The organism is Vibrio sp. 10N.222.49.C12, from assembly GCF_041475025.1.
Lineage (GTDB): Bacteria > Pseudomonadota > Gammaproteobacteria > Enterobacterales > Vibrionaceae > Vibrio > Vibrio crassostreae_C.
On sequence record NZ_JBFRVF010000003.1, the window covers coordinates 67,268 to 92,650 of the forward strand.

The 25,383-nt window shown below is 44.6% G+C and carries 20 protein-coding genes; 9 read left to right on the forward strand and 11 right to left on the reverse strand.

Annotation, left to right across the window (positions count from 1 at the left end; translation table 11 throughout):
• Positions 1-5: 5 nt before the first annotated feature.
• From AB4583_RS01605 to lptD, 6 genes are all read right to left on the reverse strand, one after another.
• The gene (locus tag AB4583_RS01605; RefSeq protein ID WP_372116136.1) at positions 6-818 is read right to left on the reverse strand and encodes a symmetrical bis(5'-nucleosyl)-tetraphosphatase; all 813 of its coding nucleotides are present in this window, start codon (positions 816-818) and stop codon (positions 6-8) included.
• Between the two features lie 29 nt (positions 819-847).
• Positions 848-1,228, reverse strand: coding sequence for a Co2+/Mg2+ efflux protein ApaG (gene apaG, locus AB4583_RS01610; protein ID WP_372116137.1), 381 nt, complete (start codon positions 1,226-1,228; stop codon positions 848-850).
• An 88-nt stretch (positions 1,229-1,316) separates the two neighbouring features.
• On the reverse strand, positions 1,317-2,132 hold the full coding sequence (gene rsmA, locus AB4583_RS01615) for a 16S rRNA (adenine(1518)-N(6)/adenine(1519)-N(6))-dimethyltransferase RsmA (RefSeq protein WP_017062942.1): 816 nt from the start codon (positions 2,130-2,132) through the stop codon (positions 1,317-1,319).
• Entirely contained in the window at positions 2,129-3,121 is a 993-nt protein-coding gene (pdxA, locus tag AB4583_RS01620) for a 4-hydroxythreonine-4-phosphate dehydrogenase PdxA (RefSeq protein ID WP_017061382.1), read from the reverse strand. The genes rsmA and pdxA overlap by 4 nt, the downstream gene beginning before the upstream one ends.
• Complete coding sequence (surA, locus tag AB4583_RS01625; RefSeq protein ID WP_136982213.1) at positions 3,108-4,406, reverse strand: peptidylprolyl isomerase SurA; 1,299 nt, start codon at positions 4,404-4,406, stop codon at positions 3,108-3,110. The genes pdxA and surA overlap by 14 nt, the downstream gene beginning before the upstream one ends.
• Positions 4,407-4,449: 43 nt before the next feature.
• The gene (lptD, locus tag AB4583_RS01630; RefSeq protein WP_032546258.1) at positions 4,450-6,786 is read right to left on the reverse strand and encodes an LPS assembly protein LptD; all 2,337 of its coding nucleotides are present in this window, start codon (positions 6,784-6,786) and stop codon (positions 4,450-4,452) included.
• A gap of 149 nt (positions 6,787-6,935) precedes the next feature.
• On the opposite strand from lptD, the gene djlA reads away from it, so the two are divergent.
• Entirely contained in the window at positions 6,936-7,790 is an 855-nt protein-coding gene (djlA, locus tag AB4583_RS01635; RefSeq protein ID WP_017061385.1) for a co-chaperone DjlA, read from the forward strand.
• A 57-nt stretch (positions 7,791-7,847) separates the two neighbouring features.
• Positions 7,848-8,393: a DUF924 family protein gene (locus AB4583_RS01640; protein WP_017061386.1), complete on the forward strand. Its 546-nt coding sequence runs from the start codon at positions 7,848-7,850 to the stop codon at positions 8,391-8,393.
• 95 nt (positions 8,394-8,488) lie between these two features.
• Here the strand turns inward: AB4583_RS01640 and AB4583_RS01645 are convergent, their stop codons facing one another.
• From AB4583_RS01645 to leuA, 5 genes are all read right to left on the reverse strand, one after another.
• Entirely contained in the window at positions 8,489-9,271 is a 783-nt protein-coding gene (locus AB4583_RS01645; RefSeq protein WP_137001752.1) for a DUF547 domain-containing protein, read from the reverse strand.
• Between the two features lie 156 nt (positions 9,272-9,427).
• Positions 9,428-10,030 (reverse strand): 3-isopropylmalate dehydratase small subunit, encoded by a 603-nt coding sequence (leuD, locus tag AB4583_RS01650; RefSeq protein WP_017062937.1) that lies wholly within the window; start codon positions 10,028-10,030, stop codon positions 9,428-9,430.
• A gap of 14 nt (positions 10,031-10,044) precedes the next feature.
• Positions 10,045-11,457 (reverse strand): 3-isopropylmalate dehydratase large subunit, encoded by a 1,413-nt coding sequence (leuC, locus tag AB4583_RS01655; RefSeq protein ID WP_017062936.1) that lies wholly within the window; start codon positions 11,455-11,457, stop codon positions 10,045-10,047.
• Between the two features lie 111 nt (positions 11,458-11,568).
• Positions 11,569-12,660 (reverse strand): 3-isopropylmalate dehydrogenase, encoded by a 1,092-nt coding sequence (leuB, locus tag AB4583_RS01660; RefSeq protein WP_372116144.1) that lies wholly within the window; start codon positions 12,658-12,660, stop codon positions 11,569-11,571.
• Between the two features lie 98 nt (positions 12,661-12,758).
• The gene (leuA, locus tag AB4583_RS01665; protein ID WP_017066940.1) at positions 12,759-14,306 is read right to left on the reverse strand and encodes a 2-isopropylmalate synthase; all 1,548 of its coding nucleotides are present in this window, start codon (positions 14,304-14,306) and stop codon (positions 12,759-12,761) included.
• A gap of 568 nt (positions 14,307-14,874) precedes the next feature.
• Here leuA and AB4583_RS01670 point away from each other — a divergent pair.
• The 7 genes from AB4583_RS01670 to AB4583_RS01700 all read left to right on the forward strand — a co-directional run bounded on the left by AB4583_RS01670 (position 14,875) and on the right by AB4583_RS01700 (position 25,220).
• Positions 14,875-15,534 (forward strand): TetR/AcrR family transcriptional regulator, encoded by a 660-nt coding sequence (locus AB4583_RS01670; RefSeq protein ID WP_017068813.1) that lies wholly within the window; start codon positions 14,875-14,877, stop codon positions 15,532-15,534.
• On the forward strand, positions 15,534-16,871 hold the full coding sequence (locus tag AB4583_RS01675; protein ID WP_017068814.1) for an efflux RND transporter periplasmic adaptor subunit: 1,338 nt from the start codon (positions 15,534-15,536) through the stop codon (positions 16,869-16,871). The genes AB4583_RS01670 and AB4583_RS01675 overlap by 1 nt, the downstream gene beginning before the upstream one ends.
• Positions 16,868-19,975 (forward strand): efflux RND transporter permease subunit, encoded by a 3,108-nt coding sequence (locus AB4583_RS01680; RefSeq protein ID WP_017068815.1) that lies wholly within the window; start codon positions 16,868-16,870, stop codon positions 19,973-19,975. Before AB4583_RS01675 ends, AB4583_RS01680 begins: the two co-directional genes overlap by 4 nt.
• Before the next feature lie 293 nt (positions 19,976-20,268).
• A complete protein-coding gene (locus AB4583_RS01685; RefSeq protein ID WP_017068816.1) occupies positions 20,269-20,793 on the forward strand; it encodes a phosphatase PAP2 family protein in 525 nt (174 codons plus the stop codon).
• Between the two features lie 54 nt (positions 20,794-20,847).
• Positions 20,848-21,903: an MJ1255/VC2487 family glycosyltransferase gene (locus AB4583_RS01690; protein WP_017068817.1), complete on the forward strand. Its 1,056-nt coding sequence runs from the start codon at positions 20,848-20,850 to the stop codon at positions 21,901-21,903.
• A 346-nt stretch (positions 21,904-22,249) separates the two neighbouring features.
• Positions 22,250-23,209: a transcriptional regulator LeuO gene (gene leuO / locus AB4583_RS01695; protein ID WP_017061397.1), complete on the forward strand. Its 960-nt coding sequence runs from the start codon at positions 22,250-22,252 to the stop codon at positions 23,207-23,209.
• 202 nt (positions 23,210-23,411) lie between these two features.
• Positions 23,412-25,220, forward strand: coding sequence for a long-chain fatty acid--CoA ligase (locus tag AB4583_RS01700; protein ID WP_017068818.1), 1,809 nt, complete (start codon positions 23,412-23,414; stop codon positions 25,218-25,220).
• The last annotated feature ends 163 nt before the right edge of the window (positions 25,221-25,383 follow it).

Sequence of the window (25,383 nt, forward strand, 5' to 3'; positions counted from 1 at the left end):
CTATATTAAACTATAGTTAGAGCTTTCTGAGTGAAAAACTGTTTATCTTCCCAGCGAAGAATTGTCAATTCACCTCCCCAGACGCATCCAGTATCAAGTCCAATTACGTCTTTTCCGTTATAGCCTTCAAGCGCAGCCCAGTGTCCAAAAACAACGGTTTTATCGAGCTTTATGCGTTGCGGAAGGTCAAACCATGGCACTAATGGTTCATCGGTAATCTCATTCGGTGGTAGCTTACATGCCATGTCGAGACGGCCATCTTCAAAACAGAAACGCATTCTTGTCAGGCTATTGATCGCATAGCGATAGCGCTCAATATCATGTAAATCCTGATGCCATAAATCAGGCGCGTTGCTGTACATGTTTTCGATTAGCCATTGCCATTTATCGGACTTTAACAAGGATACGATCTCTCGATTTTCAACACGTGCTCTTTCTAGATTCCACTGCGGTGAGATACCCGCATGGCACATCACGAACTCTGGGTGTTCTTGAAGCAAAGGCTGTTGTCTTAACCATTCGAGTAGCAGTTCACGATCTTCAGCATCAAGAATCGCTTGAGTCTTATCTTTTGGTTTCGCTGGAAATAGTCCTAAGGACACCGCCAGAAGATGTAAGTCGTGGTTGCCTAATACAACCTTAGCTGCGTCACCAAGGTTACGAATAAAGCGTAACGTCTCCAATGATTTAGGGCCTCGAGCAACTAAGTCTCCGGCGACCCATAAAGTATCTTGGTGTTTATCAAAGTTAATTTTTTCAAGTAGTCCTTGAAGTTCGTCGAAGCACCCTTGGATGTCTCCGACAATGTAATTCGACACAATAGTTTCCTGTAGATACGGATGTACGGCTAATTAAGAATATTAGGGATTGCGAGTCTGAATGGGTCAACTTCGGTAATAAAATCAATGCCCTTGTTATCGGTCATCACATAGTGACCTTGCATAACGCCAACAGGGGTTTCGATGACCGTACCACTTGTGTAGGTGTACTCGTCGTTGGCTTCAATCACGGGTTGTTGGCCAACTACACCATCACCCTCAATGGTGAGCTGCTTGCCGTTAGAGTCGGTAATTAACCAGCGGCGAGACTTAAGTTGCACCGTTGTTTTACTTAGATTTTTGATGGTAATAATGTAGGCGAAGACATAACGATTCTTCGTTGGCTCAGATTGTTCTTCTATGTACTTAGAGTGAACCTGGCATTTGATACAAGGCGTAGATATATCCATATTCGCACCTTTTGTTGTTGATATACTTAATGTAATTAAAGTATTACATAAAAAAGGCTCCTAACCGAAGTGTAGGAGCCTTTTTTATTTATTTGTCAGCGTTATGACTGTCGTACAACCAGTTTGCCATGTCGACAAACTGCTCGAGCGTTAAGTTCTCAGGACGCATGCTTGGGTTGATACCTAGCTCTTCAAGCACTTCCTTATCGATTAAGCTCTTGTAGCAGTTACGAACTGTTTTACGACGTTGGTTAAAGCCTTCACGACAGACGCGATCTAGCCATTTCAGATCTTTTGCCGGATAAGGCAGCACTTCGTATGGCTGTAGGCGCACGACTGCTGAGTCTACTTTCGGTGGCGGAACGAAGGCCGTTGGTGGAACTTCTAACACAGGCGTTACTTTACAGTAGTATTGAGCCATTACAGTAAGACGACCGTAAGCTTTACTGCCAGGGCCAGCAGCTAGACGGTTAACCACTTCTTTTTGAAGCATAAAGTGCATGTCTTGCACGTCTTTATGGAATTCAAAAAGGTGGAACATCAATGGTGTAGAGATGTTATATGGCAAGTTACCAAAGATGCGTAGCTTATTGTTTGGCTTAACCAGTTCTTGGAAATCGAACTTCATCGCATCGCCTTCACGGATCGTTAGCTTGTCCGCAAGATCTGGATGGTTACGAAGACGTTCTGCAAGGTCTCTATCCAATTCGATAACAGTAAATTTATCGACAAGCTTACCCACAGGCTCAGTAATTGCGCCTAAACCAGGACCGATCTCTACCAAGTTTTGACCTGGTAGTGGGTTAATACTCGATACGATGCCATCAATAATGTATGGATCGTTAAGGAAGTTTTGACCAAAACGTTTACGCGCTTTGTGCCCTAAGTGGACATCATTTCTCATTGCTTTTTCTCTACTAATTCAATGGCGTGCGTGAGCGCTGTTCTAAAGCTCCCTGTATCGGCTTGGCCTTTCCCTGCCAAGTCTAAGGCGGTACCGTGGTCGACTGATGTGCGAATAAACGGTAAGCCAAGCGTGATGTTCACTGAGCGACCAAACCCTTTGTATTTCAATACCGGGAGTACTTGGTCGTGATACATACCTAAAACAGCATCTGCATCTTGCAAATATTTTTCATTAAAGATGGTGTCTGCTGGCAATGGGCCAACTAAATTGATGCCATCTTTTTGGCGAATTTTTTCTAGCGTCGGGGTGATAGTTTCAATCTCTTCACGCCCTAAACAACCATCTTCACCAGCATGTGGATTCAAGCCACACACATAGATAGTTGGTTTCTCAATAGCAAATTTTTCAACCAAGTCTTTATTTAGAATAGCAATAATTTGCTCTAATCTGTCTTCGGTCACAGCTTGAGATACATAAGCTAGTGGGATGTGCGTTGTTACTAGCGCAACACGCAGCCCTTCAGTTGCCAACATCATCACCACCAGTGGTGTATTGGACTTCTCTGCAAAGAACTCGGTATGGCCGCTAAAAGCAACGCCAGCTCGGTTAATTACACCCTTGTGAACGGGGCCGGTGACAATAGCATCAAATTCATCATTCATACAGCCAATTGCTGCGGTTTCTAAAGTATTTAATACGTAATGACCATTAGCCTCATTGAGTTGACCTGCAACTGCCGTTTTAGCAAGTGGAACGTGTTTCACTACCAGTGTGCCAGCGCGTTGCGGTTGCTTAGCTGCATTTGCATCGTAGTCCAGAAGATCGACTTCGATACCAAGAATTTTAGCTCGCTCGGATAGCAGTGTTTTATCAGCACAAACCACGAGTTGATGAGGCCAACTTTCTTGAGATAGAGCCAAAGTTAAATCTGGGCCTATCCCTGCTGGTTCACCTGCGGTTATGACAATACGTTTAGTTGTTGTCATCTTGGTCGTCCTCAACCATCTCAACAAAGGCACTTGCTCTTACTTCTTGTAGCCAAGCACCAGCTTCTTCGTTGAATTTACGGTTAAATAGAATTTGGTAAGCTTTGTTTTTCAAAGCTGAATCGGTACGGTCGACTTCGCGACGGTCTAGTACTTCAACAATGTGCCAACCGTGTACGGTTTTGAATGGCGCACTGATTTTGCCTTCTGGTAGCGTTTCTACTTGGTGTTTGAATTCTGGTACATACAAATCTGGTGTTTGGTAGCCTAGCTCACCATCTTGTACTGCAGAACCTGGATCTTGGCTGTATTGCTGTGCAAGGTCGCCAAAGCTCGCTTCACCTGCGTTTACGCGGCGCGTGATCTTTTCAAGTTGTTCTTTCGCGCCATCGTCACTCAAGATTACGGTTGGCTTAATCAAGATATGACGAGCATTCACTTCCGTTACTGCTACGGTTTCTAAGCCTTTCACATCTTCAATTTTTAGAATGTGGAAACCTACACCGCTACGGAAAGGCCCGATGATGCTGCCTTTATTTTGCATTTTGATCTGGTCAGCAAAAATGGTTGGCATCTCTTCTTTACGCATCCAACCCCAATCACCACCTTGCAGCGCTTTAGGACCCTTAGAGTAAGTATATGCCATGGTGCTGAAATCTTTGCCTGAGTTCAGTTCTTCGACAAGTTCTTTAGCTTGGGCTTCTAGCTCTTCTTTGGTTTGGTCATCATTAAAGCGAAGTTGAATGTGTCCAATCTTGTATTGAACGGTTGCGTTAGTCTCTTGCGCTAAGATATCCGCTAGGTTATCGACCTCTGCAGGAAGGATGTTAATACGACGGCGAACTAGAGCATTGCGAGCCTCACTTGCCGCAATTTCTTTTCTTACTTGCTCTCGAAATGCATTGTAGCTAAGGCCTTCTTCAGCAACCGATGCGGTAAGTTGTTCTACCGTTTGGTTGTTGTCTTTAGCGATACCTTCAATTGCTTGATCAAGTCGAGCATCATCAATACGAACACCGATACGTTCTGCTTCTTGAGTTTGAATAGTATCGATGATCAGTTTTTCTAGTACTTGCTCATTGAGCACATCTTGCGATGGCAATGTTTGCCCGCTTTTCTTAGCGTTTGCGCGCAGCGTCTTCATCGAGGCATCGATGTCGCTTTGTAAGATAACGCCTTCGTTAACGATAACTTTTACGCTGTCTAGCTCGACTGGCGCTGCAAAGCTTGTTGATAAAGTACAAGTCGCTGCGATAGCAATTAATGTGCGTTTCCACAATGTCATGTGTAATCCTTTAAATTTACTGACGTTTTATCAATAAAGAAAATTAGTTGTTTAAGAAGAATGGGCGACCATAGCTTAGAGAGTTGTCAGAGCTGCTATCCCCAACGGCTCCAGAGTCAGAACCAATGTTGGTACCAAAGCCTACAATACCGAAGTTAACGCTGAAGTTATTTTCATATTCAGGCGTAGTATTTGGATTACTAATGTTGTTTGTCAAACGGTTACTATAAGTAAAGCCGATGTACCAACAATCCGATTTGTAGTTTAAACGAGCTAACCACTCTAGATCTTCTTGTGTGGTTAAGTCATAGAAATATTGAGCACTGGTATTCCACTTTGGCGAAATTTGGTAGGCTCCGAGTAGACCTGCTTGTGAGATACCATCCCTCGTAATTGATGATACGTCAAAATCTACAGTTTCATTTATGTACTCTTCTGTTACATAGCGGTAGTTGGTTTGTATGTAACCGCCTGCGAAGCGATATTCTAATGTGCTGTTGGCAAGTTGCATCGCAGTGGAATCGATGTCGTATTGCACGCCACCATGGTAGAACAGATAGTCATCATAGTTGAAATCCATTTCAATAGCCCAAGACGAATAATTAGTTTTCTTATTAGAGTCGTCGTTGTCTAAAGTCTGTTTTGTATCTTTATCGATATAAAAAATCTGACCAAAAGAAATATTCAAACGCTCTTTATACTCATCATCGAAGAAACGAGACGATGCACCATAACTAATTTGATTCGCAGATGCGATACGGTCTACACCACTGTATTTACGGCTTCTAAATAGGCCGTAGTAATCGGTTTGTAACAGCGTAGTATCATAAAGACCAATATCGCTTTGATCTTCTTCTGGCACGTAAAGATACTGGACTTGCGGTTCGAGTGTTTGAGTATAGTTGCCAACAATAGTGGTGTCGCGTTCTAGGACGATACCTGCGTGGCTTCTAAACTCTGGAATAACTCGGCTTACCGATTCTTCTAAGCCTTCATAATCAGAACCCGCACCTGTATCAACGCCGTCAAGGTCTTGTTGATAGTAAGTACCAAGTAGTCGAGCTTCTGTTGTCCATGTGCCCCAAGTATTGCCTAGAGGGATGGTGATACCAGGCTCAACATGAACACGAGTCGCAGAAGGTTTACCTGAAGCGTCGGTATCAAAGAGTGAAACATGACTGATCATGTCGAAGTCTAAATACTCCATCACCTCAGGAGCATAGTAATTGTACTCGAGTTGTGGCATCAGACGATAAGGTAGATTGTTGCTCGTAGTAAGAACTTGGAAATCTCGTACAAGTACAGACGCATCCCAGTTTTGAGAACGGTAGGTAGCTTTTCCTTCTTGTAATAGTTGGCCATCTTCACGATTACCAATACTACTTCCACTAACGTCTGTGAAATAGTCGATATCACTGACTTTCGAGTAGTCGACTTCAAACAACCACGATTGCTGGAATATACCTGAGTGCTGTAGCTGAGCGCCCCAACGATCACCTTTGTCTTCGAACTTTTTGTCATCGGGGAGGTACTCTGACTCAATGCTACCTGAACCAAAATCAGTTAAGTAACGGAATTTACTATTAAGTTGAGTGCCACGTTCTTGCATGTACTTGAAGGTGGTTTCCAAGTCGTAGTTTGGTGCTAAGTTCCAATAAACTGGGATTTCAGCTTCAAAACCATCGCTTGAACCGTATGAAACTGTTGGGTATAAGAAGCCGGTTTTACGAGTATCACCAATAGGAACAGTTAAGTACGGTAGGTAAAACACCGGAACACTTTGAATTTCAAAACGTGGATTATAAAAAGTGGCTTGTTCTTCGTCTTGGTCGACACTGATGCTCGATGCTCTTAGGCGCCAAGCGTTATCACCAATCGGGCAAGACGTAATCGAACCATCTTCAATCTCATAAACCGCTTTACCTGTTTTTGCAATATAAACAGCATCTCCGCGACCGGGCTCGCAAAGGAATTCGTAATCGGTGTTCTCAAGCGTCATTTCATCTGTAGTCAGATTATTGGTCGCTCTGTCTGAGATAGATTTGATTTGACCATCACTAAAGTTTACGTTGCCTTCAGCTACAACGATATTTTCTTGTTGGTGCAGGGTTACGTTATCGGCAACGATGGTCTTGTTCCCTTGCGTAACGACTACGTCACCTGAATATATTGCCTTGTCACCATTGATAGCTTCTAAGCGATCTGACTCAACATGAGCGGGTAGCTGTGTCTCGTTTTCTGCAGCGGGCTCGATCAAGCATTGATCTATAGAGGGCATTTCCTGCACACTACTATCGGTGATTGTTTCAGCTTGAGTTGTCGACACGTATAAAGCCGTACTTATAGACGCGGCTAACAAGGTGCGGGAAAAAGATTGCATGAAGTTGAACTATCCTGTGTCACTAGATGAAGGGTTGATCTAGTATCAATCCAATTAATAAAGCATTTTCCTTATGATAAAGGAAATAATAGCATTCAGCATCATCAGACAGCATTACTCAGATAAAATTCATAGATAGAGAACACATAATGCAAATATTTGGCAAAATTTTGGGCGCGTTTTTTGGCTTTTTATTTGGAGGGCCACTCGGTTTAGTTTTTGGTCTGTTTTTAGGACACCAATTCGATAAAGCTCGCGGATTGAACCAATCAGGCTTCAATAGCTCTGGTTTTGGTCGAGGTCCAAGCCAAGCAGAAAGACAGAACGAGTTTTTTAAATCCGCTTTTGCGGTTATGGGGCACGTTGCTAAAGCGAAAGGGCAGGTAACGCCAGAAGAGATTCAACTCGCTTCTACCATGATGGAGCGTATGAACCTGCATGGCGAACAGCGTAAAGCAGCGCAAGATGCATTCCGTGACGGCAAAGAGAGCGACTTCCCTCTGAACGACGTACTTGAGCGAGTTAAAATCTCATCGGGTGGTCGTTTTGATCTTCTGCAGTTCTTTCTAGAGCTTCAGGTATCTGCCGCATTTGCGGATGGAAGTTTGCACCCGAGTGAACGTCAAGTTCTGCATAAAATAGCGCAAGGGCTTGGGTTTTCGGCAGCACAACTAGAACGCCGCTTGCAGATGCAAGAAGCTGCGTTCCGTTTCCAACAGCAAGGTGGAAGCTTTGGTGGCCATCAGGGGCATGGGCAATCATCAGGTTGGCAACAGGCTTCGCAACAGAACCAACTTGGCGACGCATATAAGGTTCTTGGTGTGAGTGAAAGTGCTGACGGTAAAGAGGTGAAGAAAGCCTACCGCAAGCTGATGAATGAACATCACCCAGATAAACTGATGGCGAAGGGCTTACCGCCTGAGATGATGAATGTTGCGAAAGAGAAATCGCAAGAAATTCAGAATGCTTATGACCTGATAAAGAAAGTAAAAGGTTTTAAGTAATTGAACACTAAACTGAGTAATAACAAAGTTACTCGGTTTTTTATTAAAGGGAATTATATGACGGTAACGTATCAGGATGTTCTAGAGTTTTGGTTCGATGAGTTGACGCCTAAAGATTGGTTTACTGGCGGCGCCGAGATTGACACTTTGATAGAGTCTCGATTTTCTGAATTGCATAAAGCAGCCATTCAAGGCGAGCTATTTGAGTGGCGCCAAACTGCGCAAGGACGATTGGCTGAGATTATCGTACTTGATCAGTTTTCTCGAAATATTGGTAGAAAAAGTCCGACAGCATTTTCTGCTGATCCGATGGCGTTGGCTCTAGCCCAAGAGGCGGTAGCGGGTGGTTTTGATCACCAGCTTAACGAGCAACAGAAAAGCTTCCTGTATATGCCTTATATGCACAGTGAATCTTTGTTAGTCCATGAACAAGCCGTGGAACTCTTTTCTCAAACGGGATTAGAGCATAATCTGGACTTTGAGTTTAAGCACAAGGTTATCATTGAGCGATTTGGTCGCTATCCGCACCGTAATGAGGTGTTAGGGCGAGCTTCGACTCCCGAAGAGATTGAGTTCTTGCAGCAACCGGGCTCAAGCTTTTAATTGTAGAAATACGGTCAAAGAATTGAGAAGAGGCTAGAGGTTAATAAAAACCTCTCGCCTCTTTTTTACTTTAGTGATCAACTTTAGCCTTAGAGCTAGTTTGCTTGGTTGAGCGACCAATCGTATTCATAACTGATGTTTTGAGTATTGGTTACTGCTTCAATTCGATATTGTTCTAAGTGCTGAATAAGCTGTTTCTTCGTACCAAAATCCACAGCAAACCATTCGTAAATCGATGATAGTTGAAGCTTATTGTTTGTAACCATCACGCCTTTGTCACTGCTTACAAACTCAGTTGCAGCTTGCTCTAGCAAGGCTTCAGTATTTTTAGAGGTAAAAGCGTCAGGTTGTAAGTTAGGGCAACCTAGGCTGGCACAGTTCACTGCATAATGCGTGCGAGGATCTTGCCAAATTGGTCTTAGGATTCGGTGTTCAATGTCATTGAGTGTCAGTGATTTCCCATTAACGACTACCACATCATCTCCCCACGGACCGAAACTAAATAGTCCGCCAAGTTTAGTTATGGATTTGATCGGGTAGGCATCAAGAATCAAATCGACAGTCACGGCGTTGTATAGGTTAACCCAATAGGCATACTGCTCCGCTTTTGAATAGTCGAGCGGATTCACCTGTTCGAGTTGCTTGATGTATTGTTTAAGCTTTGTTTTATCGGCGGTGTTCACTGCTTTATAGCGAACTAACGTATTTTGCCCCTGTTTAACCAAGTAGCTATCGAGGAATTGCTGCCAATCTTGATGAGATACCTGTTCTAGTTTGGTTTCGTCGCTTTGGTTCCAGTATGGCCAAAGATCGGACTTAGGCGCAGACCAAGCTAAGGTTGAGAAAAGTAGGCTGACAATAAAAAGTAGTTGTTTCATGGCATTCTCCTGATGACTGACTACTAAGACCTTAAGGCTTACCATTTTCTTTCATTGCTCTTCATTTAAATAAACATATGAAGTTAAGTTAAAAGCTTAGCCAAATAAAAAAGGTTGGCACTTGGCCAACCTTTAGATTTATTCAGAAACGTCTCATTATTTTAGGAAGCTAGGAATCTTAGCTTCAAACTCTGAGATCTTATCGGCATGTTGAAGTGTAAGGCCGATATTATCTAAACCATTCAGTAAGCAGTGACGACGGAACTCATCAATTTCAAACGAGTACTCTTTGCCGTTCGCGCTGACTTTCATTGCTTCTAGATCAACCGTAATTTCTGCACCTTCATTCGCTTCAACGAATTGGAATAGCTCATCCACTTCTTGCTCAGTCAATCGAACTGGCACCATTTGGTTGTTGATCGAGTTACCGTAGAAAATGTCGGCAAAGCTTGGTGCGATCATTACTTGGATACCGTAATCGGCAAGCGCCCACGGTGCGTGTTCACGAGATGAACCACAACCGAAGTTTTCACGAGCTAAAAGAATTGAAGCGCCTTGGTAGCGAGCTTCGTTCATTACAAAATCAGGGTTTGGCTGTTGGCCTGCATCGTCTAGGAAGCGCCAATCGTGGAACAAGTGCTTACCAAAACCGATGCGGTTTACTTTCTGTAGAAACTGCTTTGGAATGATCGCATCAGTATCGATGTTGGCCGTATCTAGAGGAACGACTAATCCGGTGTGTTGTTGAAAACCTGACATGTTAAATCCTCTAATTAAAGTTCACGAATATCGACAAAGTGACCAGCGATAGCCGCTGCGGCTGCCATTGCTGGGCTAACTAGGTGCGTACGACCATCACGGCCTTGGCGACCTTCAAAGTTACGGTTTGATGTAGAAGCACAGCGCTCTTGTGGACCTAGACGGTCGTTGTTCATTGCAAGACACATAGAACAGCCTGGTAAGCGCCATTCAAAGCCGGCTTCGATGAAGATCTTATCTAGGCCTTCAGCTTCAGCTTGTGCTTTAACTTGCTCTGAACCCGGAACGATAAGCGCTTGAACATGTTTCGCTACTTGACGACCTTTCGCTACCGCTGCTGCTGCACGCATGTCTTCGATACGAGAGTTAGTACAAGAACCCACGAACACTTTATCTACGTTGTAATCAGATAGAGATTTACCGGCTTCAAGACCCATGTAAGCCAGCGCTTTTTCAGCTGATGCTTTTTCTACAGGGTCTGCGAAGCTTTCTGGTGCAGGGATTGGTGTGTCTACTGAGATAACCTGACCTGGGTTGGTACCCCAAGTGACTTGTGGTTTGATGTCTGCCGCTTCTAATGTAACAACTGCATCGAATTCTGCATCAGCATCGGTTTTTAACGTATCCCAGTATTCGATTGCTGCTTCTAGGTCTTCGCCTTCTGGAGAGAACTTACGACCTTTGATGTACTCGTATGTCGTTGCATCTGGAGCGATTAGACCCGCTTTCGCGCCTAGCTCGATTGCCATGTTACATACTGTCATACGACCTTCCATCGTAAGGTCGGTAATTGCCTCACCACAGAATTCAACTACGTAGCCAGTACCGCCAGCAGCCGTTGTTTTACCGATGATCGCTAGCACGATGTCTTTTGCAGTGATGCCAGGAGTAACCTTGCCTTTTACTTCGATCTTCATGGTTTTAGCGCGAGCTTGTTTTAGCGTTTGCGTAGCTAGAACGTGTTCCACTTCTGAAGTACCGATACCAAATGCTAGTGAACCAAATGCACCGTGTGTCGCCGTGTGCGAGTCACCACATACGATGGTCATGCCCGGTAGCGTAATACCTAGCTCAGGACCCATTACGTGCACAATACCTTGGTATTTGTGGTTTAGATCGTAAAGCGTGACACCAAACTCTTCACAGTTCTTCGATAGCGTTTCCATTTGGATACGAGCCATCTCACCAGAAGCGTTGATGTCTTTAGTTTGTGTCGATACGTTGTGATCCATGGTCGCAAAAGTTTTGCCTACTTGGCGAACTTTACGGCCTTTTTCACGTAGGCCATCAAAGGCTTGAGGTGACGTTACTTCGTGGACTAAGTGACGATCGATATAAAGAATTGGTGTTTCGCCCTTCGCTGCAACCGCAACGTGAGCGTCATAAACTTTTTCGTATAAGGTTTTTGCGTGCTGGTTTGTCGACATAGCTTTTCTTCCTTGGGAGCATCAGTCCCAGTGTTTGTTTCTAGCCAAGTCAGGCACTCTGGATGACTTGGCTTGATATTATTCTTATGTACTTTCTTAAGAGCGTTATGCTTATGAAGCTAAGATGTACTCAGCGATCTTGTCACCCATTTCAGAGGTGGTTAGCGCTTGTTTGTCGCCTGCAAGGTCAGCTGTTAGCTCGCCTGCTGAAAGTGCTTTAGATACCGCTGCTTCGATGTCTTGTGCTGCCGCTTCTTCGCCTAGGCTGTAACGAAGCATTAGCGCTGCAGAAAGAATTTGTGCAACTGGGTTTGCAATGTTCTTACCTGCGATGTCTGGTGCACTGCCTCCTGCTGGTTCATATAGACCGAAGTTGCTTTCGTTCAAGCTTGCAGAAGGAAGCATACCCATAGAACCAGTGATCATTGCGCACTCATCAGAAATGATGTCACCAAAGATGTTTGAACATAGCATTACGTCAAACTGAGACGGGTCTTTGATTAGCTGCATGGTCGCGTTGTCGATGTACATGTGGTTTAGCGTTACATCTGGGTAATCTTTAGCGATCTCTTCAACCACTTCACGCCATAAGATAGAGCTCTGCAGAACGTTTGCTTTATCGATTGAGTAAACGTTTTTGTTACGTAGACGTGCAGATTCAAACGCAATCTTGGCAATACGTTCGATCTCGTAACGGTGGTAAACCTCGGTATCAAATGCTTTTTCCGTTGCGCCTTCGCCTTCACGACCTTTAGGTTGGCCGAAGTAGATGCCGCCTGTTAGCTCACGAACTACAACGATGTCGAAGCCGTTACCTGAAATGTCAGCACGCAAAGGCGAGAAAGACTCTAGACCTTTGTGGATTTGTGCAGGACGTAGGTTACAGAACAGTTGGAAGTGTTTACGGAGAGGAAGTAGGGCACCACGCTCTGGTTGATCGTTTGGTGGCAGGTGTTCCCACTTAGGACCGCCGACAGAACCAAAAAGTACCGCGTCAGATTCTTCACAACCTGCAACTGTTGCTTCTGGAAGTGGACAGCCGTGGTTATCAATTGCGATACCACCAACATCATACTCTTCGCGAGAAAAGCTAATTGCGTGTTTCTTTTCAATCGCGTCTAGCACTTTGTGTGCTTGTTGCATTACTTCTGGGCCAATGCCATCACCAGGTAGTACGGCAATTTTGTATGATTTATCAGTCATGTTAATCCTTTAATTCTTTGTTACTGAGCTATTTAGCTCGTTTTAAATTTTGTCCCTAAAGCCAATAACATCGGCTCTAGGGCTCTGTTATTGGGTGTTTAAACTGTTGCGATTCTTTGCTGTTTCATTTCAGCAATGGTGTCTGCGCGTTGAATGCTATTAATAACGTGCAGTAGCGCCTGACCAGAGGCCTCAACGATATCCGTTGAAACGCCTGTACCGTGGTACTTGCGGCCTTTGTAGTTCGCAATAATATCAGCTTGGCCTAAGCCATCTTCGCCTTCACCTTTCGCGGTAAGGTCGAATTTATCCAATGCAATTTCGTAACCCGTTAAGCGGTAGATACATTGGTATAAAGCATCAACAGGGCCGTTACCGACAGCCGCTTCGCATTTCTCTTCATCACCACATTGCAGCTTGATGCTGGTGGTTGACATAACACTACCAGATTGTACGCTTAGGTAGTTAAGTTTATAGAAGTCATCTTCGTCACGTAGATTTGCGAAGTGCATTAGTGCTTCTAGGTCGTAATCGAATACTTGGCCTTTACGGTCAGCCAGTTTCAAAAAGTCTTCGTACAATGAATCTAGGTTGTACTCATTGTCTTTGTAGCCCATTGCGTCCATGTGGCTCTTAACGGCTGCACGACCACTGCGACTTGTTAGGTTCAATGCCTTGTTTTTCAAGCCAATAGACTCAGGAGTCATGATCTCGTAAGTGTTCTTGTTCTTTAGCATGCCGTCTTGGTGGATACCTGAAGAGTGGCTGAATGCGTTAGCACCGACGATTGCTTTGTTGTCTTGAATTGGCATGTGGCAAAGCTGGCTAACCAACTTACTGGTACGGTGAATCTCTTGATGATCCAAACCAGTATGAACACCTAGTAACTCTTGGCGAGTTTTGATGATCATTGCGATTTCTTCTAAAGAACAGTTGCCCGCACGCTCACCGATACCGTTAATAGTACCTTCAACTTGACGAGCACCGGCTTGTACCGCAGCAATTGAGTTAGCAACCGACATACCCAAGTCATCGTGACAGTGAACAGAGATGATTGCTTGGTCGATGTTTGGAACGCGATCAAATAGCGTTTTGATAATGCCACCAAACTCGTTAGGTACTGTGTAGCCCACTGTGTCTGGAATGTTGATGGTTTTCGCGCCCGCGTTGATTGCCGCTTCAACCATACGACATAGGTTATCGATAGGCGTACGACCTGCATCTTCACAAGAGAACTCAACATCGTCTGTGTAGTTGCGCGCATGCTTTACCGCTTTTACTGCCATATCGACAACATCGTCGTAGCTACGGCGTAATTTATCTTGCACGTGAACCGTTGATGTAGAAATGAAGGTGTGAATACGGAACTGCTCAGCGACTTTTAACGCTTCTGCAGCGGCATCGATATCCTTCGCTACAGCACGAGAAAGTGCACAGATTCGGCTGTCTTTAATATTTTTTGCGATGGTTTGTACTGACTCAAAGTCGCCTGGTGATGACACCGGAAAGCCCGCTTCAATAACATCTACACCCAGTCGTTCAAGTGCATAAGCGATCTGTAATTTCTCTTTTACCGTTAAGCTTGCAGCCAACGCTTGCTCGCCATCACGTAAGGTCGTGTCAAAAATTATCACTTGATCGTTCATGGGTGCTTCCTTATATCGATAATGAATCGATTGCTATCCAAATTATTATTAAGAATGATGTTCTTTTAAAAGTGCCAGTTACAAAAAAACCCGCTCAGCGCGGGTTTTAATATTTGTGTAGTTCTTGACCCACAACTTACCCGCGCGATTGGTTCACGATAAGGAGAAGTTTCAGCAGTCGAGAAGAAGAAAAAATCATTACACAAATATCCGTAAATAAACTGTTAACACCATATTTACCGCAATTTATTCTGAGCGTCAAACAAGAAAATCCAATATCAGCGCGCTTTGGCGGTGTTTTTTTTTGGTTTGTGCTGCTTGCGTGTTGTTTGCTGGTGTTATCAGCTGATTGAGTGTTTTGTACTGGGCGGTTAGTTTATCGTTTGGCTGATGTGTAGGTTAAAACTTTGTAGTAAATCTTTTTGATGGAACGATTCACCAATAAAATTAAAAGGGTGGCTAAATTAATTAATCATTTGATTAAATAGTGAGTAATTAATCTTCTACAACCATGTCGATTTATCCCTATAATTAATCGTGTGATTAATTATAGGGATAGGTCTCAGTGATGGCAGCGCGTAAAGCGGGGCGACCTCAAAAAAACTTAGATGTTCGACAGTTATTGATTGAGCATGCTCGTGATCTGTTTGTCGTTCAAGCATACGACAAGGTCTCGACGCGCCTGATTGCTGAGCGTGCGGGTGTGAATATAGCGATGATCCGCTATTACTTTGGTAGTAAGGCCGGGCTGTTTGAAGCGATGCTGCGTGAAACGCTACGACCGATGCAATTCCAGATGCAGAGGTTGGTTGAAGAAAGCAGTCATGAGAACTTTCTTGATTTAATGAGGACTTACTACAAAGAGATGGTCAAGGTGCCGAAGTTTCCTCGCTTGATAGCCCAAGTGATGAATATGCCTCCCTCTGAAGTGCAAAGAGAGTTGCTCGAAAAGGTTTTCCTCGATGTTGCAAAGCCAGCCCAAGATGTCATTTTTGAAAAGCTGGTTGAACAAGGCATCTTAAAACAGAACATGGATCCAAAATTGTGCCGTGTTTCGTATGTAAGCTTGATGGTGTTTCCTTTCATCGCTCCGCCGCCTTTATTGGCAATTCATGGGATTGAGATTAATGAAGAATTTCTTAATCGTTTAATCGAACACAACATTCAATTGATGACTGAAGGCTTTATTAACGCACCGAGCCCTTCTTCCGTGCAGGACCAAAGATAATGAAAATAAATAGAAAACTACTCTTCTTTCCAGCACTTGCGGTTGGTGTGATTGGCCTTGTCGCCGCGATTAACTTGAAGCCGGATCTTCCAACCAAACCTGCGGGTGATAGGGCTCGCTTAGTTGATACTGTGAGCCTAGAACAACAACTGATAGCGCCGTTAGCGGTCGGCTTTGGCAAAGTGGTGCCTAAAGTCGAATGGAAAGCGATTGCAGAGGTGACAGGACAGATCGTGTATCGACATCCAGATCTTGAAAAAGGCCAGGTGATCCCTGCAGGAACGGTCGTGCTCAAGGTTGATCCATTGGATTACGAATTGAAACTGATACAAGCAGAGGCGGATCTAAAATCAAGCCAAACCTCATTAGCGAAATTGAATCAAGAAGAAGACAACCTTAATCAGACTCTTAAGATCGAAAAGAATCGCTTAGTGATCAGTAATAAAGAGTTACAACGTAAACAGGATCTGCGTAAGAAAGGGCTCACCTCTCAATCGGATGTCGATCTACAAAAACAAAGTGCGCTATCTCAACAGAAGTTGGTATTAGATATCGCGAACCAAATCGCATTAATGCCAGACGAAAAACGTGTTGCGCAAGCGGTGATTAAGGTCAATGTATCTAAAGTCAAAGAGGCGCAGCGCTCTCTCGATAAGACTACCGTCACTTTACCAAGAGCGATGCGAGTTGCTCAAGTTTATATCGAGCAAAATCAAGTGGTTAACCTTCAGCAAGAGATGTTTATTGCTCACGGGATTGATGTCATGGAAGTGGAGGCGCAACTTTCTATTCACGATATACAAACTTTAGCCTCCAGTTTTAAGCAGTTCCCTCGCGATACCGCAGGAATTCCTAATCCTTATGAAGCGCCAATCAAAGCAAGCATCCAACTTAACAGCGGTAACCTGAATCTTAGCTGGCCTGCGAAGGTAGCAAGAATCAGCGAAACGGTTGATGAAAACCAAGCGACGGCGGGGATTATTCTCGAGATCGCTCAAGACTATTCACAACTGCAGCCAGACAGCGCAACGCCGTTGGTTAATGGTATGTTTGTAAAAGCCGAGATTGAAGGTGTAGCGAATCTGAGTTGGGTTGTGCCGGAGCGAGCACTGCATGGTGATAAGGTTTACTTGATGGATGACAATCAGCGTTTGCAAGTGGTGAATGTTGAAGTGCTTTATCGCAGAGACAATCAAGTGGTTGTGAGTGGAGAGCTACAAACTGGAGATAAACTGGTTCTCAATGATGTCCTGCCAGCAATAGAAGGCATGTTACTGAGAGAGTCCAACTCTGAAGAGGCTGAGCTTGAATCAGATACTCAGGAGAGTGCGTCATGATCAAGTTTTTCTCTCGGCACCCAACAGCAGCAAACTTGTTGATGCTTGGGTTGTTGATCTTGGGTATAAGCTCACTATCAACCATCAAACGTGAAACCTTCCCAGCTTACGATCCGCCTTACATTATGGCTGCGATTGTTTATCCCGGCGCCTCTCCACAAGAAGTGGAAGAGAGCTTGTGTGTGCGAATGGAAGATGCAGTAGACGGCTTAGCCAACATTGAAGAAACTCAGTGTGAAGCCATCGAAGGCAGCGCTCGTTTAATTCTAAAGTTAAATGAAAAAGCGGACATCGGCCGAATGCTGGTGGATGTGCAAACCCAGATCAACTCGATCAATGATTTCCCAACTGAGATTGAATCGCCTGTTGTTCAAGAGCTAGATTGGAATGAACCGGTTGTCGATATCGCTATAACAGCCGAAACGTCGTGGCCAGAACTTAAGGCCTACGCGGAAGATCTTAAGCGCACCATGAAGCTTGATTACGATGTCTCTTTGGTCGAGGTTAGCGGCTTCTCGGATCATCAATATCGAGTGGAACTGGATACCCAAGCTATTCGTCAGTTGGGTTTGAGTGTCGGTGATATCGCGGATCAAATTGGTCGACAGAATGTAAAACTGCCGAGTGGTAACGTTGAAACACCAGACAAAAACTTTCTGATTCGTTTCGACGAGAGACGAGTTACGCCTGTTGAGCTGGAAAGCATCGTGGTTGGATCTGCGCCTAATGGCTCGGTGATTCGTTTGAGAGACATAGCCAAAATAACCGACCGCTTTGAGCTTGATGAGCAAAAGGTGCTATTTGATGGCAAGCCTTCAGCGCTGCTTAAGATCAGTAAGAACAAAGAAGACGATGCGCTGCGAATCAAAGAGAACGTAACACGATTCGTTGAAGATCAGAGCGCGATTGCTCCTGATGGCGTGACACTACAAATGACCAACGATCTCTCATCTGTACTTTGGGATCGTCTAACCATGATGGTGAGCAATGGCTGGCAAGGTATTGTGCTGGTGTTCGCCACCATGTGGCTGTTCTTCAGCTTACGTTATTCATTTTGGGTGGCGGCAGGGTTGCCAGTGGCCTTCCTTGGTGGCTTGTTCTTAATGGCCAACCTTGGTTTGTCGATCAACATTATGTCGCTGGTCGGGTTGTTAATGGCAATCGGTATTATGATGGATGACGCCATCGTGATCGCCGAATCGATAGCCTCCCACTTAGATAGGGGACAAAGCGTCGATGATGCGGTGTACAACGGCGTTAAGAAAGTGCTTCCCGGAGTACTGTCTTCTTTCTTAACCACGGTGTGTATTTTCGGTAGCTTACTGTTTCTTGATGGCGAGATGGGCGCGGTGCTTAAGGCCGTTCCTCAAGTATTGATTTTGGTGCTGTCGTTGAGCTTGATTGAAGCCTTCCTGATTCTACCTAATCACTTATCTCATTCATTACATAAAGAAAAAAATGATAAGCCAGCGTTGCGCTTTAAAGTGGTGTTGCTTGAGAAGTTTGAGAACTTCCGTAATACCACTTTGATGAACATGGTTGAGAAAGTCGTGACCTTCCGCTACGCCTTTATGGGCGGAGTGATTACGCTGTTGTTGCTTTCAGTCGCCTTGATTGCTGGTGGTGTTGTTAAGTTTCAACCTTTCCCAGAGCTGGATGGTGATATTGCCGAGGCGCGTATTATTCTTCCGCCGGGCGCATCACTGTCTCAAACCGAGAAAGTGGTCGACAAAATTGTCGCGTCTGCTGAGCGTTTGAACAAGCAATGGAGCGAAGAGGTTGAAGAAGGCAATACACTGGTCGAGCACATAACTAGCCAATTCAATGCTAACGCCGATGCCAATGAATCCGGCCCGCACTTAGCCACAGTGCGCTTAGATTTACGCGGAGCAGAGAGTCGTAATACGGTTATCGATGATTTCATTGATGCGTGGCGAGAGGATATTGGCGATTTAGCGGATCCTATTTCATTGGTGTTCAAGCAACCGACTATGGGGCCGGGCGGTCGTGCTATTGAAATCCGCGCCAAACACGATGACCTGAGCGCATTGAAATCCGCTTCTTTGGATATTCAGGAGTACCTTAATCAGTTCGATGGGGTGCACGGCGTGCTTGATGATATGCGCATGGGTAAAGAAGAGATTTTGGTTAAGCTGCGCCCTGGAGCCGAAACCTACAATGTGAATGGGCAGATGATTGCGTCTCAGTTACGAGCGGCTTTCTTTGGGCAAACGGCGGATGAGATTCAAATCGGCGTTGAAAATATCTCGATTGAAGTGCGTCTTGATAAGGAACAAGCGGGCGACATACAGCAGCTAGCTAACTTCCCAATCATTACCGCAGATGGCAGTCAGATCCCGCTAGCAACGTTGGCGACATTAGATTTCCAGCGTAACTACGTGCGAATTCAGCGTATTGATGGGCTGAGAACCATCAGTATTTTTGGTGATATTGATAATAAGAAAGCGAGTTCATCCGCGATTTTGGCTCAGTTCCAAAAAGATGAAGCTGCCAAACTTATTCAGAAGTACCCGGGTTTACGCTTTGATTTCGAAGGGGAGGCCAAGGATGCAGCCAAGACTGGCGCTTCGATGGGCAAAGGATTCTTGCTCGGCTTATTCGGCGTGTTTGCGATTCTTAGCTATCAGTTCAGAAGCTATTTAGAGCCTGTGGTCGTGATGTTAGCGATTCCACTCGCTTTTATTGGGGTGGTCGTTGGTCACTGGATACTTGGGCACTCTTTGAGTATGCCAAGCATGATGGGCTTTGTGTCGCTTGCCGGAATTGTGGTTAATGATTCCATCTTGTTGGTGCAGTACATTCGTCACCATGTCGATGAGGGAGATAGCGTGCATGACTCGGTGGTGAAAGCCAGTCGCGAGCGTTTCCGAGCGGTATTCTTGACCTCAATGACGACTGCGGCAGGTTTGCTACCGCTGTTGACGGAAACCAGCTTACAGGCTCAGGTTATCCAGCCATTGGTTATTTCGATCGTATTCGGCATATTTGCCTCGACCTTACTGGTGCTGTTTATGACCCCTGCTGCTTACGCGATATTGGCGGATTTCGGTTTGGTTAAAAAGCACGAGCCACTAGCGCTATAGCCTTTAGCGTTTAATTATTTGCGAGCTCTATTATCATTAGCGAACGCTATAACCATTAACACGATAGAAGTAGCGTTTGCTTGCTTATATAAAGAATTGAAAACATAGAAGAATAAAGCGGCCTTGGGTCGCTTTATTTTTATCGGTCGCTTCTATCGCCATCCTGACTTGATCCATTGACCAGCCTATCAAGCATGGGAAATTTCATTTTAGTTCATTCAAAATGTCACTTAACTGTCATTTGTTGAGCATAACTTGAGCCTTAACTGAATAAGGATTGTTAAGGAGATCGTATGCGTACTATCGAACCTATTGTCCGCTGGGATGTGGCATTTTCTGTTTTCTGTTTAAACAACCGCTATGGCGGGCAACATGCAACGCTCAGTAAAGCGGTGTCTCATACTGGAGATGGACACCTTTATGTTTTGATTGCCTTGATTGCACTACTGGCCGATAGCAACACCGGTCGAGACTTTCTATTGGTGGGCTTAACCGCCTTCGCAATCGAACTGCCTATTTACTGGTTTGCTAAAAATACCCTCAAGCGCCGTCGACCAGCTGAATTCTCTTCACTACTTCACTCTCATATTGTGCCATCCGATAAATACAGCCTGCCTTCAGGGCATTCCGCTGCTGCTTTTGTTATGGCGACCTTAATTGGACATTTCTATCCGAGCTTGTACCTCTTTAGCTTGGTGTGGGCAACTGCGATTGCAGGCTCTCGAATCCTGCTCGGTGTGCACTTTTTAACGGATGTATTGATTGGCGCAGCTTTGGGCATCGCTTGTACTAGCCTTGCTATCAGCTTCATCCTGTAATTATTTTGTTGGCAACCACTGCCGAGTTTAAGTGGCAAACTTAAAGGAACATGCATGAAAATTTTATATGGCGTACAAGGCACAGGAAATGGGCACATCGCTCGAGCGAGAGCAATGGCCGTCGCTTTTCGTCAGCAAAATATTGATGTCGATTTTCTGTTCTCTGGGCGAGATGAGAGCAAATACTTTTCGATGGAAGCGTTTGGCAACTATCAGACCCGCAGCGGCTTAACTTTTTACAGCGAGCAGGGGCAGGTTAAATACGGCAAAACATTCATGAAGAACAACATCTGGCGATTTCTCCGTGAGATTAACCAGATCGATCTTACGCCTTATGACTTAGTGATTAATGATTTTGAGCCTGTCACTGCATGGGCGGCTAAGAGACAAGGTGTGCCATGCATTGGGATAAGCCACCAGAATGCGTTTCGTTATGATGTACCCAAAGAAGGGGGCAACTGGATTGAACATTCAGTGATTCAACATTTCGCCCCAACCGAGCACTCTATTGGCTTGCACTGGTATCACTTTGAACAGCCGATTTTGCCGCCTATCGTTCACACGCTGGTTGGTGAGCAACAAACCAAAACAGCACAAGACTTTACGTTGGTCTATTTGCCATTTGAGGATCTTGAGTCGATCTCAGAGCTGCTGATGAAGTTCATTTCGCAAAACTTTGTCTGTTACCACCCGGATGTGATTGAGCATAGCCGAGTTGAAAATATTGAGTTCAAACCACTGAGTCATGCGGGCTTTCAATTCGACCTCAATCAGTGCTCTGGTGTGGTCGCAAATGGCGGCTTTGAATTGCCATCTGAAGCCCTAACTTTGGGGAAGAAATTGCTTCTCAAACCACTCGAAGGACAGTTCGAACAACAGAGCAATGTGGCGACGCTAGAGGCCCTTGGGTTAGCTCAAACCATGACGTTTTTAGATGCGGCTATCTTGCGCGCTTGGCTCAGTGAAAAACAGGCCGAAGTGGTCACCTATCCAGACGTGGCAAGTGCACTCGTTGAGTGGGTATTAGCAGGGAATTGGTCTAATCAAGATGATTTAAGAAAGCAACTTTGGGACAAGGTCGACTTTCCAAGTTATGCATCGCTCACCTAACTCATAAGTGCTATTTCTGAATTGACCGGTTGAACAATTCACGAGTTCAATAAATTGTAACAAATGTAACCAAACGATAGAACAGCTAAATAAGTCGAAATTAAACTCATAAGTGACGCATTTTATGTTTTTTTATAACTCTATAAATAATTGATTTTTAGATGTTGTTTAATCATTAAGGTAAAATAAAATTATTCTTTATCAATCTTGTTGGTAGCTCGAGATGCATTGGTTAATAGTAATGTCAATCCGAAAAACATCGGTCTGATAAATATAAGAATTAGTGGTTATCTATTCTCATACCATTACCAATTTAACGCTGTCGAACCGACAAGAGGCAACTTGAATGTTAGATAAGAAAGACGCAATGAGTGCTATTGCAAGCTACAGAATGGAAAGCACACTTCGTGGAGTCGACTTAAATCTTTTGACTGTATTTGATGCAGTTATGCAAGAGCAAAACATTACACGTGCAGCTCACAATCTGGGTATGTCTCAGCCTGCTGTAAGTAATGCTGTTGCTCGTCTAAAAGTGATGTTCAACGACGAACTATTCATGCGTCAAGGTCGTGGTATTCAACCGACTCAACGTGCTCGTCAGTTGTTTGGTCCAATCCGCCAAGCGCTACAGTTAGTACGCAACGAACTACCAAGTTCTGTGTTCTCTCCAGAGTCGTCTTCTCGCCTGTTCAAACTAGCGATTTGCAGCCCTTGTGATATGCGTTTTGCTCCTAAGATTATGTCGACAATCAACGAGCAAGCACCTAGCGTGAAACTGCACATGGATGCTGAATTCGATCGTCAACTTTCTGAGCGTATGCGCTACCAAGAAATCGACTTCGTTATTGATTACGCTCGTTTTGATGAGCAAGGCTTCTCAAGCACTGAAATCTTCCAAGACGAATTAGTTGTGGTTGCTTCTGCTTCTCACCCACGTATCAACGGTGAAGTTTCTGCGGCAGAGCTGCTTAACGAAAAGCACGCAAAACTGTCTCGCATCCATGGTCAACGTAGCTTCTCTGAGCAAGCTTACCGTGACCTAGATTGCACGCCTTTCTACGAAGGCACGAGCTTAAGCAACGTTCTTTACGTTGTAGGCCAATCTGAACTAGTAACAATTGCTCCTCGTTGGATGGTAGAACATGCAGCAAACAAAGAGCAGCTTCAGATTCTAGATTTCCCATTCGATAATGCGGCGATTTCTGGCTTCCTAAGCTGGCACGAATCAAGTGAAAAGGATAAAGGACACATTTGGTTACGAGATCAGTTAATGATGATCTGTGGCGAAGTAGTGGCACTTAACTAGACACTAATCCCTATGATTTATAAGCCCTAAGCTAGGAGACTGGCTTAGGGCTTTTTTATGCGCGCTATTTTAGTAGGTAGAAAACTAAGCGTTAGACGTACTATTACTTATAACTTTGAGCTTCATCAGTTGCCTTTTCCATGATCAGAGGTACACTTGTGCGCTCAAAAAAGCTTACAGGTGTAAGCCTAAAGGTAAAGAGATGGCCAATTTAGATTTTCATATCGTAAAAAGACTTCGTGACCAAATTGCCCAAGGCGGCAACCGTACAGCTTTGAAGCACAAAGTAGACAATGTATGGCAAGGCATTAGCTGGGAACAGTTTGGACAACAAATCGATACGCTTTCATTAGCACTATTGGCTCAGGGACTGAGAGTTCAAGATAAGATCGGTATCTATTCAAATAATATGCCTCAATGGACCGTGGCAGATTTTGCATCTTTACAAGCTCGTCTTGTGACTGTGCCGATTTATCCAACCAACACAGCAGCACAGTCGTCTTACATCATCCAAAATGCGGATGTGAAGATCTTATTCGTTGGTGAGCAAGTTCAATTTGACGCGGCGGTGAGCCTATTCGAAGAGTGTGAACAGCTAGAAGTGGTTGTCGCGATGTCTGATGATATCGATCTTCAAGGCCATAGCTTTGCGGTATCTTGGGCTGATTTCATGGCGCGCGGTGTTGAAGCACAACAAGCTGAACTTGACGTGCGTCTTGCAGATGCAAGCATGGACGACTTACTGACTCTTATCTATACCTCTGGTACTACTGGCCAGCCGAAAGGCGTAATGCTTGATTACACCAATATTGGCTATCAATTAGAAGGCCATGACGAGCGTCTAAGTTTAAGCAAAGACGATGTCTCATTGTGTTTCTTACCGTTATCACACGTATTTGAGCGTGCGTGGACGTTCTACGTTCTCTATAAAGGCGCAACCAACTGTTACTTGCAAGATACCATGCAGGTGCGTGACGCGCTGAGCGACGTGAAGCCAACCGTAATGTGTGCGGTTCCACGTTTCTACGAGAAGATTTTCTCTGCGATTCACGAGAAGGTTTCGAAAGCGCCGTTTATCCGCAAGGTTCTATTTACTTGGGCGGTGAACATGGGAGCGAAACTCTCTGTTTGTCACCAAGAAGGTCGCACTCCTTCGCTAATGCTGAAGAAGAGCCATGCATTAGCAGATAAGCTAGTACTCTCTAAATTGCGTGCGCTGCTGGGCGGTAATATCAACTTCATGCCTTGTGGTGGCGCGAAGCTTGATGAGACGATTGGTCGTTTCTTCCATGCTATCGGCATCAACGTAAAACTTGGCTACGGCATGACAGAAACCACAGCAACGGTGTCTTGCTGGGATGACCGCTGCTTTAACCCTGATTCTATCGGTATGTCGATGCCGGGCGCAGAAGTAAAAATTGGTGCTAAGGACGAGATTCTTGTTCGCGGTCCAATGGTGATGCGTGGCTACTACAAGATGCCAGAAGAGACAGCTAAGACATTCGATGAGCACGGTTTCTTGAAAACCGGTGATGCGGGTCATTTTGATGAAAATGGTAACCTGTTCATTACTGATCGTATCAAAGAGCTGATGAAAACTTCTGGTGGTAAGTATATTGCCCCGCAAGTGGTTGAAGGTGCGATTGGTAAAGATCACTTTATCGAACAGATTGCTGTTATCGCTGATACACGCAAATTCGTTTCTGCGCTGATTGTTCCTTGTTATGACTCGCTAGAAGAGTACGCCAAAGAGCTTAATATCAAGTATCACGATCGCGTTGAACTTGTTAAGCACCACCAAATCGTCGAGATGCTAGAAAAGCGTGTGAATGACCTACAGCAAGAACTGGCTAAGTTTGAGCAAGTGAAGAAGTTCAAGCTACTGCCAAAAGCGTTTTCTATGGATGATGGCGAACTGACGCCGACCCAGAAACTGCGCCGTAAGGTTATCAACGATAAGTATCAAGACGAAATCGAAGAAATGTACACTGAAAAGTCGAAAGATAAGTAGTTTTCTACTGAGATAAATTTTCAGTTGTTTAAAAATCCCCCTACGAATGTGATTGCATTTTTAGGGGGATTTTTTGTATCTAGTGATCAAGCACAATGTGCGAAAGCGCACACAGATAAGCTCGTTATTTATCGATAATTAGCGATTCATTTAAATATTAAGT

Excerpts from the sequence above, each read along its gene's own strand:
- apaG (WP_372116137.1), bottom strand. The coding sequence starts at position 1,228 with ATGGATATATCTACGCCTTGTATCAAATGCCAGGTTCACTCTAAGTAC.
- rsmA (WP_017062942.1), bottom strand. The coding sequence starts at position 2,132 with ATGAGAAATGATGTCCACTTAGGGCACAAAGCGCGTAAACGTTTTGGT.
- pdxA (WP_017061382.1), bottom strand. The coding sequence starts at position 3,121 with ATGACAACAACTAAACGTATTGTCATAACCGCAGGTGAACCAGCAGGG.
- surA (WP_136982213.1), bottom strand. The coding sequence starts at position 4,406 with ATGACATTGTGGAAACGCACATTAATTGCTATCGCAGCGACTTGTACT.
- lptD (WP_032546258.1), bottom strand. The coding sequence starts at position 6,786 with ATGCAATCTTTTTCCCGCACCTTGTTAGCCGCGTCTATAAGTACGGCT.
- djlA (WP_017061385.1), top strand. The coding sequence starts at position 6,936 with ATGCAAATATTTGGCAAAATTTTGGGCGCGTTTTTTGGCTTTTTATTT.
- AB4583_RS01640 (WP_017061386.1), top strand. The coding sequence starts at position 7,848 with ATGACGGTAACGTATCAGGATGTTCTAGAGTTTTGGTTCGATGAGTTG.
- AB4583_RS01645 (WP_137001752.1), bottom strand. The coding sequence starts at position 9,271 with ATGAAACAACTACTTTTTATTGTCAGCCTACTTTTCTCAACCTTAGCT.
- leuD (WP_017062937.1), bottom strand. The coding sequence starts at position 10,030 with ATGTCAGGTTTTCAACAACACACCGGATTAGTCGTTCCTCTAGATACG.
- leuC (WP_017062936.1), bottom strand. The coding sequence starts at position 11,457 with ATGTCGACAAACCAGCACGCAAAAACCTTATACGAAAAAGTTTATGAC.
- leuB (WP_372116144.1), bottom strand. The coding sequence starts at position 12,660 with ATGACTGATAAATCATACAAAATTGCCGTACTACCTGGTGATGGCATT.
- leuA (WP_017066940.1), bottom strand. The coding sequence starts at position 14,306 with ATGAACGATCAAGTGATAATTTTTGACACGACCTTACGTGATGGCGAG.
- AB4583_RS01670 (WP_017068813.1), top strand. The coding sequence starts at position 14,875 with ATGGCAGCGCGTAAAGCGGGGCGACCTCAAAAAAACTTAGATGTTCGA.
- AB4583_RS01675 (WP_017068814.1), top strand. The coding sequence starts at position 15,534 with ATGAAAATAAATAGAAAACTACTCTTCTTTCCAGCACTTGCGGTTGGT.
- AB4583_RS01680 (WP_017068815.1), top strand. The coding sequence starts at position 16,868 with ATGATCAAGTTTTTCTCTCGGCACCCAACAGCAGCAAACTTGTTGATG.
- AB4583_RS01685 (WP_017068816.1), top strand. The coding sequence starts at position 20,269 with ATGCGTACTATCGAACCTATTGTCCGCTGGGATGTGGCATTTTCTGTT.
- AB4583_RS01690 (WP_017068817.1), top strand. The coding sequence starts at position 20,848 with ATGAAAATTTTATATGGCGTACAAGGCACAGGAAATGGGCACATCGCT.
- leuO (WP_017061397.1), top strand. The coding sequence starts at position 22,250 with ATGTTAGATAAGAAAGACGCAATGAGTGCTATTGCAAGCTACAGAATG.
- AB4583_RS01700 (WP_017068818.1), top strand. The coding sequence starts at position 23,412 with ATGGCCAATTTAGATTTTCATATCGTAAAAAGACTTCGTGACCAAATT.